The organism is Streptosporangium sp. NPDC001681, from assembly GCF_040298085.1.
Taxonomy (GTDB): Bacteria; Actinomycetota; Actinomycetes; order Streptosporangiales; family Streptosporangiaceae; genus Streptosporangium.
Genome location: NZ_JBEOZN010000200.1, coordinates 1 through 13939 on the forward strand (window position 1 = coordinate 1; position 13939 = coordinate 13939).

The 13939-nt window shown below is 67.1% G+C and carries 11 protein-coding genes; 4 read left to right on the forward strand and 7 right to left on the reverse strand.

All coding sequences use genetic code 11. The annotated features are described in order from the left end of the window. Positions 1-84: 84 nt before the first annotated feature. Positions 85-1728 (reverse strand): N-6 DNA methylase, encoded by a 1644-nt coding sequence (locus tag ABT130_RS44865; RefSeq protein WP_350966099.1) that lies wholly within the window; start codon positions 1726-1728, stop codon positions 85-87. Positions 1729-1937: 209 nt separating this feature from the next. Between ABT130_RS44865 and ABT130_RS44870 the strand changes: the two genes are divergently transcribed. Continuing rightward, positions 1938-2741, forward strand: coding sequence for a hypothetical protein (locus ABT130_RS44870; RefSeq protein WP_350966100.1), 804 nt, complete (start codon positions 1938-1940; stop codon positions 2739-2741). Positions 2742-2784: 43 nt separating this feature from the next. Here the strand turns inward: ABT130_RS44870 and ABT130_RS44875 are convergent, their stop codons facing one another. The 6 genes from ABT130_RS44875 to ABT130_RS44900 all read right to left on the reverse strand — a co-directional run bounded on the left by ABT130_RS44875 (position 2785) and on the right by ABT130_RS44900 (position 10276). Further along, positions 2785-5739, reverse strand: coding sequence for a hypothetical protein (locus tag ABT130_RS44875; RefSeq protein WP_350966101.1), 2955 nt, complete (start codon positions 5737-5739; stop codon positions 2785-2787). A gap of 392 nt (positions 5740-6131) precedes the next feature. Beyond that, positions 6132-7157 (reverse strand): DUF6461 domain-containing protein, encoded by a 1026-nt coding sequence (locus ABT130_RS44880; RefSeq protein ID WP_350966102.1) that lies wholly within the window; start codon positions 7155-7157, stop codon positions 6132-6134. 64 nt (positions 7158-7221) lie between these two features. Further along, a complete protein-coding gene (locus ABT130_RS44885) occupies positions 7222-7377 on the reverse strand; it encodes a hypothetical protein (RefSeq protein WP_350966103.1) in 156 nt (51 codons plus the stop codon). 24 nt (positions 7378-7401) lie between these two features. After that, on the reverse strand, positions 7402-8166 hold the full coding sequence (locus ABT130_RS44890; RefSeq protein WP_350966104.1) for a transposase family protein: 765 nt from the start codon (positions 8164-8166) through the stop codon (positions 7402-7404). A gap of 208 nt (positions 8167-8374) precedes the next feature. After that, the gene (locus ABT130_RS44895; protein WP_350966105.1) at positions 8375-9100 is read right to left on the reverse strand and encodes a 5-formyltetrahydrofolate cyclo-ligase; all 726 of its coding nucleotides are present in this window, start codon (positions 9098-9100) and stop codon (positions 8375-8377) included. A 9-nt stretch (positions 9101-9109) separates the two neighbouring features. After that, the gene (locus tag ABT130_RS44900) at positions 9110-10276 is read right to left on the reverse strand and encodes a helix-turn-helix domain-containing protein (protein ID WP_350966106.1); all 1167 of its coding nucleotides are present in this window, start codon (positions 10274-10276) and stop codon (positions 9110-9112) included. Positions 10277-10723: 447 nt separating this feature from the next. Here ABT130_RS44900 and ABT130_RS44905 point away from each other — a divergent pair, with 447 nt between their 5' ends. Genes ABT130_RS44905 through ABT130_RS44915 form a run of 3 tightly spaced genes read left to right on the forward strand, consistent with a single transcriptional unit; the run spans position 10724 to position 13422 of the window. Next, on the forward strand, positions 10724-11704 hold the full coding sequence (locus tag ABT130_RS44905; protein WP_350966107.1) for a Gfo/Idh/MocA family protein: 981 nt from the start codon (positions 10724-10726) through the stop codon (positions 11702-11704). A 9-nt stretch (positions 11705-11713) separates the two neighbouring features. Beyond that, the gene (locus ABT130_RS44910; RefSeq protein ID WP_350966108.1) at positions 11714-12961 is read left to right on the forward strand and encodes a DegT/DnrJ/EryC1/StrS family aminotransferase; all 1248 of its coding nucleotides are present in this window, start codon (positions 11714-11716) and stop codon (positions 12959-12961) included. 11 nt (positions 12962-12972) lie between these two features. Next, positions 12973-13422 carry an NUDIX domain-containing protein gene (locus ABT130_RS44915; RefSeq protein WP_350966109.1) on the forward strand — a complete coding sequence of 150 codons (450 nt, stop codon included), beginning with the start codon at positions 12973-12975 and terminating at the stop codon, positions 13420-13422. Positions 13423-13939 lie beyond the last annotated feature (517 nt).

A 13939-nucleotide genomic window follows, 5' to 3' on the forward strand; every position in this document is an offset into this window, starting at 1 on the left:
AGGCTCGCCAGATCCGTGAGACGGTCGATTGTGATGGACCAGGCGGAGTGAATGGCGGCCAGGGCCATAGGGGCGGCGCGCTGGTCACCGGTCGGTGCGGGGGCGCAGGGCTCCGCCGGTGAGGCCGTCGCGGGCCAGTGAGGTGGCGCGGTCGCTCAGTTCGGTGAGTTCCCGGACGCGCCGTTCGAACTCGTCGAGGGTGCGGAAGGCGGTGCCGTACAGTCGCTGGTCGTCGATGCTCATCTGCGGGATGCGCGAGCCGCGGATGTCGGTGCGGAAGGTGCCGCTGGCGCTGGTGGAGCGCCGGGTGTTCGCGGTGCTGCGCAGGAAGCCGTGCAGGTAGTCGGTGTCGAGCTGGTCGCTGGTGGAGACGGCCTCCCCTTCGATGACCTCGACGAGTTTGGCACGGGCCAGGTCGGCCACCCTGATCGTGGCGCCCTCCAGGCAGCCGGGTCCGGAGGTGAGCGGCGGCAACAGGTCCAGTAGCTCCCGGAGCTTGGCCGCCAGGACCTCGCGGGTGGACGTGTACTCCATGAGTTGGTCGGTGCGGGCCGCCGCGACGTGGCGTGCGGGGGTGAGGTCCACCGTCTCGTCGAGCAGGTCAATCAGCGCTACGTCCACGACCTGGTCCGGAGTGGGGTCGAACGGGCCGTCGGGGTCGTTGGCCGTGAGGTCCGCCATCCGGACAAAGGAGGCCGCGCCGTCGGGGGAGGAGGGCCGCGCCAGCAGCCAGAGGTGCACGGGCTGGGCGTGGGAGGCGACCATCCCCGCCGGTAGTGCGATGAGCTGGGTGAGGACGCCGCGCCGTACGAGCTCGGCACGGATCCGGCGGCCCGCCTTGCGGTATGCAGCGGAGGCGGAGGCTACGAAGACCGCTTTGCCGCCGGGCGCGACGTGCGCGTAGCAGTGCTGCAACCAGGCCAGCTCGCTCTCGGCCCGGGTGGGAACGCCGAACTCCCAGCGGGCGTCGAGCAGCAGGTCCTCGCGACCCCAGTCGGAGACGTTCATCGGCGGGTCGCACACCACGAGGTCCGCCCGAAGCTCCGGCCAGTGGTCGTCACGCAGTGAGTCGCCCACCCTGACCGTCACGCCCGTCTTTCCGGCGAGTCTCGTACGCGATCCGGCGAGCCGGGCGGCCGACGGATCTACCTCCTGCCCGGCCAGGGTGACCTCGGGGCCGTTGCCGAGCGTGAGGAGCAGGGATCCGATTCCACAGGCGGGGTCGAAGACGGTGCCGCTCGCCGAGCCCGCGAAATGCCGCACCGCACGGGTCAGGCGAGAGGTCGACACCTGCTCCGAGCCCGCCCGACCCGCCGAGTCGATGAGGCGTTCGGTGAGCCCCGCGACGACCTCGGCCGGTGAGCTCTGCGCGGCCAGATCCTTCACCAGCGACCGGATTCCGGTATCCAGCGAGGTGGCGGACCCGGTGGTGAACAGCTCGGCGACGTCGGCGAGGCCACGCGTCATGTCGTCGCCGTACGCCCCGCGCAGGGCCTGCCAGACGAGCACCTCGCCGGAGACCTCGCCGCCCCTGCGGTGCCGGTCCAGCCAGGTGTGCACCTCGGATAGGGCGAACAGGGCGTTGTGCGCCCCACCTCCGACCGGCGCGGGAAAGTCGGCGTGCCGCCTACGCCAGTTGGAGACGGCGGCCCGCGTCACCCCGGCCAGCTTCGCGATCTCCGCAGCCGAGACCAGGGAATCGGCACTGGCTCGGGAATCGGCGTTCATGGGGAAACAGTACACGTGGTGGTAGGAATCTCCAGGTAGTGGGTGCGTTGACATCGTCAACAGAGATACCCGGCGGACGTGTGCCACGTCGCAGTCCGAGCGATAACGAAATGGAGGAAGAGGCGACGGCGCCGGCGTTGCTTGCGATACTCGGCGTACGGCCACGCCGGCACGCAGCGAGACGGATCGCCTACCGAGTGGGACTGGGCATGAACGATTCCACTGACACCGCCGACTCGGGCGCCGCTCGCGGCGCCGTCTGGCGGACGAACATCCTTGTCGGGCTCGGCTCGGTCGCCGACATCGCAGCCGTGGCGCAGCTGATCACCAGCGGCTCGCGGCAGGGAGTGTTCGTCGCGGGACTGCTGGCGATCCTGGCCGGCCTGCTCGGACTGATCCAGCTCCTCGGGCGGCCGGTCGGGCTCCGGGCGATGGTGATGGTGTTACTGGTCGGCGTCGGCGCGGGAGTGACCGGTGCGATGGCCGAGCAGTACCTCAACGAACCCGCCGACGTCCCATTGGCCGCCGTCGCGTCCTCCTCACCATCCCCCTCCTCTTCGGGGTCGGGCACCCCGACGCCTGCCGGCACCGCGTCGGCTCCCAGGCCCACGCCGTCGGCCACCACATCTTCGCTCACGGCCGGTGAGGTTCTGCGCGAGGCCGAGGTGTCCCTGAAGGACCAGGACTACCTGGACGCCGAGACCGGAAGGATCGGCGTGGTGCAGCCGGGTGCCAGCGATCTCTGGTACGTCAGCCCCTACCGTTCACTGTGGACGGCCGGCGGCGGAGCCCTCCCCATCACCCCCATCGACATCGAGGGCCGCCCGGACAGCGCCGCGTGCGCGGACGCGCTGGCGGCCCGCGACTACGACCTGGTGGAGGTCGGCAAGATGAAGGCCGGTGGCTGGGCATGCGCGCGCACCGCGGAGGACAATCTCCTCGCGGTCCAGATCCGCGCCGTGCCGGTGGGCGACGCGCCGCTGGAGATCTCGTACGTCGTCTGGCGCAACTGACCACCGGTCCTGTGCACATCCGCGCGGATGTGCACAGGACCGGTCAGGGCGCGCGAACGTACGCGACGCCGAACGTGCTGTCGCCGGGGACCCCCGCGGTGGTGTGACACCAGACATGGATCGACAACCGGGGCGGTGCGGCGTACGAGTCGATGGTGCCGAGGTGGCAGTAGCCGCCGCCCGCTCCGGTCGCGGTGACCTGCACGCTGTCGCCGGTTTTGCCGAGGGTGTTCCAGGTCAGCCGGTAGTAGCCGACGCCGAGCCGGGTGACCGCGGGCACCTCACCGTTGCCGCTGAACGAGCGGGCCGCGTCCACGACCGGGTCGGCCGGGTCACCGGTGACGGCGGCGTAGGCGGCCGGTGTACCCGCGTCCCGGTGCAGACCCGCGCCCTCCACGTAGGACAGCAGCCACGGCGAGTCCGCGGGCTGTGCGGTGGCCGCGCCGCCGATCGCGTAGCAGACCACGGTGATCTCCACTCGGCCCGCGCCGGGCGTGGTGCCCGACGGGTTGCAGCGCACCGCCGCCCCGGCGCCGTACGGCGTCACCTGAACGTACCCGGCCCCCGTGGCGAACGCCGTACCCTCCAGGACCACCCGGTACCGTCCGGTGCCCTCGCGTAGTACGCGGTTGACGCCGTGGCCCGAGTTCACCGTGCCACCGTTGTGGACCGGGTCCACCGTGGCCGTACCCCCGGCGCCGTCGTCGTACCGGACGGTGGCGTAGGGGCGCGTCCCGCCGCCGGGCGCGGCGAAGAAGATGGTGAACCACCAGTCCACCGGCGCGCCGGTCTCGTTGAGGCAGCGCACCCGGATCAGCTCGTCCGGGCCGTCGGGAACGTGGCCGACGACCCCGCAGGTGCGGCCCCGGTACGCGGTCCGGTACGCGGTCACGTGTGCGATCCCGGCCGCCGAGGCGACCCCGGGAAGGCGTACCTCGTAGCTGCCGGTGCCGGTGTGCACGACGGTGGCGCGCCGGTCCGCGGTGGCGGGGTCGAGCCGGCCGGTGCTCCACTGCCAGTGCAGGTTGAGCGGGGTCACCGCCCCGATCGGCGCCTCGGCGGTGGTGGCCCGGTCCATGTACGCGTACCCCCAGCGTGGTGTCGTCCCGGGGGGCGGGCCGCTCGCCGCGACCAGCGCGTCGACGACGCGCGCCCGGTGGCGTTTGATCTCCTCCGTGCCCATCTCGGGGACCGGCGCGGGCAGGGGCAGCCCGGCATCCGGCGAGACACCGATGCGGAACCCGAGGCGCGCCCAGTCGTCGGCGCCGTCCAGGACGTCGTCGTAGCCGTACTGCACCGGGTAGTCGAAACCGTGCGCGGCCTTGGCCGTGTCGCCCGGTACGGCCGGGCTCTCGCACCGTCCGTTGAGTCCGGCGTAGATCAGCCCGTACCTGGACAGGTCATCGCTGCCGGGGAAGGGCGCGGTCTCCAGGTCGTCGTTGTTCGGAGGGGTGCGGTCTGGGTCGGTGCCCGCGACGCACTTCTGGAACTCACCGTTGATGTCGACCGCGACCGGGAGGGCGTCGAACGTGTCGTCGAGGTCCCAGTCCAGTCCGGCCGAGCCGTCCCCCACCCGCAGGGTGCCGCTGTTGTCCCACCACGCCGCCATGGTGTCGGTGCCGACGCCGATCCCGGTGTGCTCGTCGAGGCGCCGGCGGTCGAGCGGCGGCAGCACGGCCCGGGAGTAGTCGAGCGTGCTCACCTCGTCGAGTGCCACCCGAAGGCGGGTGCCCCAGTCGGTGGCCGGGCCGATCGCCTCTATCCGCGCGCGCCACTCGCTGATGTCCGGCAGTCCGATGAACTGGTAGTTGTAGTTCATCACCGACAGGTAGTTCGGCTTGTGGTTGACGTCGTCCGCGCCGCCGTGGCCGAGGCCGAGGGCATGGCCGAGTTCATGGGCGAACGTCCCGCTCTGCGCCCGCACCGGCACGTCCGGCCAGGTGCCGAGGGTGACCAGGAAGTCCCGCCCGTGGCAGCACCATCCGCTGCTGTCGGTGTCGTCGTACTGGAAACCCCAGAGGTTGTAGCGGAACAGGTCGGACCGGCCGGGCGTGAAGTTGGCCTCCCGGAAGCCCAGGAAGGGAATCTGCCCGTTGTGTTCTATGTTGAGTGGCCGCCTGCGCTGCTCCGGGGTGACCGGGATCGCGTCGTCGACGTCCACGAGCAACTGGATGCCGGGCTCCGGCGTGTGGCCGTACGGGCAGGTGGGCCGCGCCGGGCGCGGCGCGTTGTCGAACATGGCGACCGCCTCCTGGATCGCCGCGGCGTCCGGCCGGTCGTCGCCGGCCTCCGTACCGTCGTCGAGCCAGTCGAGTTCGATCGCGATGGTGCCGCGGCACGGGTCGGCGTCGTGGTCCGGCAGCCAGCTGTCCACCGTGCCGCCGGGGCGGGTGATGCCCTCCAACTCGACGCGGTCGGTGAGGCCGTCGCCGTCGCCGTCCAGGTCGAGGGTGCTGAAGGTCCGGTCGGCGTTCTTGCGGAACCGGTGCAGTAACTGGCCGGGCGGTGCGGCGCGGTCGATGAGCACCGTGCCCGTGTCACGGTCCACGATGCGCAGGGCGGCCAGGTCCCAGTTGTCGGCGCTGATGTCCGGAGCGTCCGAGAGATGGTCGAACACGAACCCGTCGCGCAGGGCGCTCACCGGCAGGCACGGTGACAGCACCGCGTTCCAGGTGAAGGTGGCATGAGCATGGTCACCGGTGCCGCCCGAATGGAACTGGCGCAGCGGCTCGGGGTCGGGCGTGCCGTCGCCGTCGGCGTCCTCGAAGAGGAAGAACGGGCCGGTGGGCCGGTCACCGAGGCGGATCGACTCGGAGGAGTCGTCGCGCAGGCCGTCCCCACCGGTGGTGATGGTGAAGGCGACCCGGCACAGTTCGCCGGGCAGGGCGTGCGCGGCCGGCGGGGCTCCGGCCACCGCCACCGTCACCGCCAGGATCGTCACCGCCACCATCGCGCCCAGCAGAACCTTCGAGGGGATCCGTCCCCACCATGACGTCATGCGCCGATCCCTCCGCGTGACCCCGGTCCCCCAAACGCATGGAACCGCGCCATATGGCCGGTGACAAGAAGCAGAGGCGTACTAAATTTTTGGACAGGTGTCCGCGTTCTTCGATGTGTGCCGTACGACCGATGAGCGCACGGTTATCTCTTCCTTCCTTTGAACCTGATGGTGTTACGTCCCCGGCTCGCAGTTGCCGCTCTACATCGTGGGCTGGCGGATCGGGGCCCACTATCCGCTGTCGGTCGTCACCGACGTCAGCGGCGGCATCGACATCACGGTCTTCTCGTACGCCGTACCTGGACGTGGGCATCGTCGTGGACCGGGAGACGGTGCCGGATGTATGGGACTTCACCGACTACCTGCGGGACGCCCTCGCGGAGCTCTGATACTCAGGAGTCGAGGAAGGTGACGACCCTTCCGAGCGCGTAGTGGCGGTCGATGTCCCTGTTCTCCTCGCTGAGGTAGGTGCCGCCGGACTGGTTGACGACCTGCTGGGCCCGCCAGAACAGATCCATGTCCGGGTTCACCGCCGTCATCAGCGCCTCGGCGGCGGCTCCCTTCACCATCCATCGGCCATAGTCGGTGTCATGGCCCGGCGAGGCCTGAAACGCCTCCGACGCCCGTCGTGCGAACTCCGCTCGGAAGACGCCCAGCCGCCCGGCCAGCTCGGCGGAGCACGCGCCGGTCGCGATCAGGCCCAGCGCCTCCTCGACCAGGGGGCCGTCGATGCCCGCCGTGGCCACGGCCAGGCCGGCCGCGATGCCGACGATCTCCGGCAGCCGGTCGGGGGCGGGTTCGGCGATGATGTGGGCGATACGGGGGTCGATGGCCGCGATGGCCCGCATGCGCCCGTCGACTCGGAGGGCCGGGCGCGCGCCGACGGTCACCGGTCGTAACCAGTGGAGGGCGTGGGACCGGGTCGTCCAGTCGTCGTCGATGACGACTCCGGACAGGTGCTCCGCCACGGCGAACGCGGTGGCCTTCCAGTCGGCACGCCAGTCGGCCTCACTCATCGGCAGGTCGTCGAGCCACTCCCGGCCACGAGCGCCGTCGAGATCCAGGGCGTCAAACGACGCGACGACCTCGCCGTCACGGACGTAGCTGACGAAGGTTGCCATGTTGATGGTCCACGCCACCCGGAACGCCTCACCCTTCGCCGCGACCTGGCCCAGCAACGTCTCGCTCAGCCCGCGGAACGCGAACGGCTCGACGATCACGGCCCACTCCCCGTGGCGGGCGACCAGGGCCACGCCGGTGGCGTCGTCGGGCAGGTCCTCCGGGGCGATGCCGAACAGGCCGTCGAAGGTCTCCGGTTCCGCCACGAGGGGGTCTCCGCCGAACGCCCGGACCGCCTGGTCGAGATCGCTGGTCCTGATCCAGGTGAAGCAGGCGCTCTCGATCTCCATCTCGATCATGTGAAGGCTCCAGGAAACAGCAGGGTGAGGGCGGTGAACAATCCGCCCTCACCCTGGTCATCTATCAGGCGGGGGGAATGGGGCCGATGATGTCCCCTATTCCGTCGATCGTACAGATGCCGTGATCGAGTTCCGGAAGTTCCTCCGGAAGCGGATCGGTGACGACGACGCCGGGCGCGCCACCCGTCGGCGCCGTTTTACCCTTCTCGATGATGTCCATCCAGAACGAGAAATTGAGGGTTTTTCATCCTGCCTCGCGCATTTGAAGCGTGAGGATGGCTTTGACCAGCTGACCTGCGCGAAGAGGGCAGCAGCGGAGTTTGCGCAGGATGCGCCAGGTCTTCAGCACGGCATTCGCGCGCTCGCCGGGGCCGCGGAGCTGGGCGTGGGCGGAATTGGCCGTCTTCTGTGACTGGGGCTTGCCTCGGCCCTTGTACGGCACCAGTATGCGTGGACCTGCACCGACGTAGGCCTTGTCGGCCAGGGCGATGAGTCCGCAGGCGTGCAGTCGGCGGATGAGGCCCCAGATCCGGGCCGCTTTGAGGTCGCGCACCGAACCGGGCAGGGAGCCGGAGGTCCAGAGCGGGGTGCCGTCCGAGGCGGCGAGGACCTGGATGTTCATGCCGTGCGTCTTGTGTTTGCCGGAGTAGTAGGGCCGGTCGGCGGCCACGCGGTCGATGGGGATGAGCGTGCCGTCCAGTACGACGAAGGCGTATCCGGCGCGCTTGGCCGTACGAAGCGCCTGATCGAGGGTGGGTGAGCGTTGGGCGAGCAGGGCGACGGCCTCGCGGACGTAGCGCCAGGCGGTGGCCGTGCCGATGCCGAACCCTGCGGTGATCTCGGCGAACGTCTCGCTTTTGCGCAGGTAGACCAGTACAAGAAGGGCTTGTCGGCAGGGAGTGAGTCTGCGCCAGGTCGAACCGATCGTGGCTCGGTGATGGCGGATCACGCCGGTGAGGTAGGTCAGAGTCCGGGGTGACAACGGCAGCGCAGCACGATAGAACAGCACACGAGCCTCTGGTGTGATGGTTGATCTTGGTCGACAACCCTTCTACCGGAGGCTTCTCTATTCCGGCACCACGTCCGGCGGTCCGCAATGAGCCCACGACCTGCGCTATCAGGTTGGAATGAGCTCATGGCAGGCTGCTTCGGCTGCACGCTCAGTATGCGTACATCAGCATTCGCTGAAGGGAAGTGCTGTTTGGTCCACCGCGGATCTATAGGCAGCTTTTCATCGCCGCCAGAATTGGAATAGCGTCAATCTTTTCTTGGTTCAAGCTGTCCCAATAGAGTCCTTGTGGTCGGCGCTGTGGTCCGCACTCGATGACCTCATCCGGCGTCACGATCAGATCGACGCTGAAGTCATGCTTGGTTTCCGGTAGTTCGTCGTCAACCACCTGCGAAGAGTGCACCGTCGTCACGATGGTCGTCTTCGGCCCGATCAACCCCGCCTCCTGGAGCAGGGCCACCTCGATGTCGGAGTAGCCGGCGCCTTTACCCAGCCGGACGCCATGCCGGTTGACCGCGACGCTGCCGCACACGATCAGATCGACCGGCCGCATGTCGTCCACGCCGATCTTGTGTGCCACGGTCGCGGCCACCTTGCTCGACGCGGCCTCGGCCGGGGGTACGGTCAGCGTCGCCGGATCGAGCAGGTAGAACGGCAGTTCCTCCGCCAGCTTGGGCACGGCCATGTAGACCAACCGGTTCTCAGTGAGCGCCCGCACTCGGACCGGGAGCTGTGCTTTGTCCGGTACGGATTTGATGACCTGGGCGGCCTGCCACACGGGCAGCTCGGCCAGGCGGTCGGCGGCGGCCTCGGCTCCGAAGAAGGCGGGGATACGGCCGTGGACACCGGGCGGCGCGGCCCGCTCGCGCTCCAGCAACGCCCATACTCGCTCGCGGATCGCTTGTTTGGCCTGGTCGGTGCCCGAACTGGTCAACTTCGCTCCCTACGCCGCTGCCATAAGGGTGAACAGACGGTCGTACACGTCTTGGACGACCGGCATCCGTCGCCAGGGACGCAGTTCCCGGCCAGCTCCGAAGACGATGCCGAGCCCACCGCCACCCCAGGTCATCTCTACCACTTCTATGGCGCTGTGCAGCCAGGCTGCGGCCCCGTCGAGCTTCTTCTGACGGATACAGGCGAGGGCCAGATTGCCGAGCACGATCGCTTGGGACTTCGATCGATCGCGGAGAGCTTGCGCCGTACCTTCAAGGAACGGCTCAGCGCGCCCGGCATCGTTGAGGAACAGGTAACAGGAGCCCGCCAACCGGCCATACTGGGTCGGCGAGAACAGATCAGCCGCCGCGTCCGCGGTGCCGATCTGTTCGAAACGCACCTGTGCCAGGCTCAAGGCTTGTTCGCAGTCCTGCCGTTGCCCGAGCATGGCCCGCGCCTCCGCCGCGTGCAAGATGGCGAGGCCCGTCAGGACGTGGCTGTTGCCTTTGACCGCCTCGGCTGTCTGCATGGCGAGTGCCAATCCGGCCTGCGGGTCTTTCTCGCCATAGAGGGCAATGAAGCTCGTCCGAAGCAAGGCCAGCCCTTCGGCCGTTGGATCGTGAATCTGTCGCGCTGCTTCCACAGCTTGCCCGAGGTAGGCGCGAGCCGTGGCGTGATCGCGGCGCTGTGAGGCGTCCCAGACAAGCTGACCCATGAGCGTTGCCGCTTCGGCCTCGACCGCGAACAGTTCGCGGCGCACTCGGCCTGTGGCGGCGTGTGCTCTGAGGAAGCTGACCTGCCCCAAGCACTGCCCGGCATCAGCCAGTAGGGAGGTGGACGGCGCCCTGTCGTAGCGCACATCGAGCTCTTGCACACGCTCGCGCAGCCGAGCCACAGCTATCAGATCGACACTGCTGGGGTGTTCGAGGACGTGGTCCAGTCGCTCATCGGCAACCGCTTCGGGTTCTCCGGCCTCGGCGAGCAACTCGTCAAGCTGCTCGATGGACACCTGGAGGGCGCGCGCCAGCTTCGGACGCAACCAGGGCAACGGCTCGGTCTCGCCTGACTCCCAGCGCGTCACCGTCGACCGGTCGATGCCGAGCCGTTCGGCCAACCGCTCTTGGCTGAAACCCACGGTTTTCCGGCGCTGAGCGAACCGCTGTCGCCGTGATGCCATGTCTTCCGCTCCCTTCCGTCAGTCCGGGACGCGTTTCCGCTGGTCAGAGGTCTGAACGCCGCAATCCTGAGACAACGGTGCGGTGGTTCCGCTCTGGTACGTCTCCACTACTCCCTGTTGTATTCAGATTACGGTGCGCAGATGCCGGGAGGGAAGCGGTTATGAAAAGAAATGGATTAGCCGCGCCTTCCGATTTTGATTCATTTTCGGCATTTCATGGCGTGGTAGCCGTAAACAGTCACAGGTGAACCGCCCATGAACCGGGACGATTTCTTGTGATCGACAAAAGTTGACTACTCATAGAGGGGATGACGGCGATCATTGAAGCTACCCGTACTCGGCTGGCCTCGTCATCACGAAAGGGCTAGCGGTGATATGACGGCGCTACCCGTGCCCAAGGCAATACCACTCGCCAAGCTTGGCAACCTCACGAAAGGTCGGCGGCCGGTGAAGCTGCGCGCCGGTGTGGTCGGTCTCGGCAAGCAGGCCTTGGAGGACCACATTCCGGGCCTTCGTTCGTCCGATGGTGCCGAGCTGGTGGCCATCTGCGATGAGAGCCCCGAGATTGTCCGCGAGCATCAGTATCAGCTTCGTGTCAACGGCTACACCGACTTCCGAGAAATGTTCAGGACCGAACAGCTCGACATGGTGATCGTCACCGTGCCGCATCACATCGGCCGGACGGTTATCGAGACTGCGGCCGAACATCGCATTCATGTGCTGAAAGAGAAGCCGTTTGCCACCAGCATGAGCGAAGCGCAGGAACTTGCCAAGCAGTGCGAGGAGTCCGGCATTCAGCTCATGGTCACGCTGCAACGCCGCTTCAATCCGATCTACACCAGCTTCACGCAACTTGCCGACCAGATCGGCACGCCATTCGTCGTGGACGCGCAGTACACGCTGTTCATTGACGACCCCTCCGAGGGCTGGCGCGGCCTGACCGCCAAGGCCGGTGGCGGCTGCATCATCGACATGGGCTACCACCTGATCGACATGATCCTGTGGTACTTCGGTCTACCGGATCGTGTGCTGGCTGACGTCTCGGTGGGTGCCCGGCCAGATCGTGAATACGACGCCGAGGACACCGCGCTCATCCACTTCGGCTACGACAGCGGCTTGTACGGCTCACTGCTGCTGTCGCGCTTCATCGGCCCGAAGACCGAACGGATCCGCTTGGTCGGCAGCAAGGGCATGGTGCACCTGGAGCGCGGCCGTATCCAGAGGCTCACCAATGGCGGCGACGTCATCGAATCACTGTCGCGTGAGCAGGCATGGCCGTCGGCCGGCTACCTGCCAGATCGACTACTTCTGCAGGGTCATCGAGGGCTTGCGGCCGAACACCAGCGGCCCGAAAGAGAACTTGGTGCACATGAGCTTCATCGCTGCTTGCTACGAGTCCGCCAAGACCCACGCCTACATCAACCCTAAGGAGATGCTGTGAACTCACCTCTGGCGCTGCTCGGTGGTGCACCGACCGTCACCCAGCCCGGACCGCACTTCACCTGGCCGCCGGGTGAAACCACCGCGGCGGCTGTGCTGAGCCAACTCGGGCAAGGTATCTCGATCTACAACCGCTCGGGTGTCATCGAACTGCTGGAGAACGAGCTGTGCGACTACCACGGTGTCGCGCACGCCATCCTCACCAGTTCGGGTACGGCGGCGCGCCATTCGATGTACGCAGCCTGCGAGCTCGGGCCGGGAGATGAGGTGATCGTGCCCGCGTACACGTTCTTCGCCACGGTTACGCCGCTGCTGCACCTGGGCGCAGTCCCCGTTCTGGCCGACTGTGATGAATCTGGCAACCTCGATCCGCAGGACGTCGTACGACGGATCACCCCGAGCACCAAGGCCGTGGTCGTCACGCATATGTGGGGACAGCCGGCCGCTATGCAGGCGCTCAAAACCATCACGGACGAGCACGGCCTGATGCTCCTGGAGGACGGTTCGCATGCCCACGGCGCAACCGTCGATGGCCAGCGGATCGGCACCTTTGGACGTGCCGCCGCCTTCAGCATGAACGGACCCAAGCCGCTCTCAGCCGGGGAAGGTGGCTTCGTCCTGACCGACGATGATGAGGTCTACTACCGCGTGCTGCTGCACAGCCAGTACAACAAGCGGTGCCGCAGCGAACTGCCATCCGGCCACCCGCTCTACCGCTACGCCACCACCGGCATAGGGCTCAAGTCCCGCATCCACCCGCTGGCAGCCAGCATCGCCCTTGATCAACTCGGACATCTGAACGACTACCTGAAAGGACGTGCTACCACTGCGGCGTATCTGTGCGAGCGCCTGTCCGAGTTGCCGGGCATCATCGTGCCGGAACGGCCGCTCGGCGTGCGCGCCTCCTGGTACGGCTTGCCGCTCCGCTATATCACGGACGAGCTTGACGGCTTGCCCATCGAGCGCTTCTACGAGGCGCTGCACGCCGAGGGGTGCCACGAGGTAGATCGGCCCGGCTCGACCTGTCCGCTCAACCTCCTGCCATTGTTCCAGGAGCCGGGGCCACTGTTTCCCGAGTACAGCGAAAAGCTCAACTATTCACCTGGCGCTTTCCCAAATGCCGAGGCGATTCACCGCAACACTCTCAAGCTTCCGGTATGGCACAGGGAGGAGGATATGCCGCTGGTCGATAGCTATATCGAGGCGTTCCGCAAGGTGACCGAGAGTTATCGCGATCTCCTCTAGGACAAGGAATCATGGATCAGTCTGCTCTCCTTGAAGAACTCAGTGCCGAGGCCGAACGTGACGGCGTTCAGCAATTCGTCGTCGGCGCGGTCGTGCAACACGACGGCAAGGTGCTCCTCCTCCGGCGGCCGGAGGACGATTTCATGGGCGGTATCTTCGAGCTGCCTAGTGGCAAGGCCGAGGCGGGTGAAGCGCTGGACTCGGCACTGATTCGGGAGGTCAAGGAGGAAACCGGCCTCGACGTCGCCGCCATCCGCGACTACCTGGGAAGCTTCGACTACACGTCCGGCAGCGGCAAGAAGAGCCGTCAGTTTAATTTCGCCGTGGACGTGACCGATGTCGAACCCGTCAAGCTCCAGGAGCATGACGCCTATATCTGGAGCGCACTCGCCGACGAGCCGCCCGTGACGGACGCAGTGAAAGGCGTTATCGGAAAGTATCGAGAACTGCAGGATGAGTAGCCAAATTTCCTTATCGAGATTGTGGCATCACATCTGTAATTCGGCTGCGGGGTCACCACCGTAACTTGACCTCAAAGCAGAAGTGGCTCGCTCGGGCGATGCACCTCGTAATGCGCGCGTAGCGAGGGCGATTTGCGTTCGAGATGGCATGAGAGATGCCCGCGTGGCTCATCGCAATTATATCCGTGCATCGGCTGGACGTACTCGCGGTTCTACTTAATGCGCGACCCGTCCCACCAATTGGTGTAATGCGCTCGTTTCGGTCATGGCGAGCGAAGACAACCCCCGGCGTCCTCGGGCGTGGTGACGCAACCACCGGCCCGAGGACTAGATCAAGAACTCGGAGTCCCCTGACCTATGCAGAACCCTAGCTCGATCCCCCCACATCCCATAAGGCCCGACAACAGCACGCGGGAGGCGTACTGGGAGCTGCCCGCCGATCCCGAAGCGGTCGGTAAGGCGCGTGGTCTCGCGCGTGAGGCCCTCGCCGCCTGGGACATGTCCGCCGTGGCGGAGA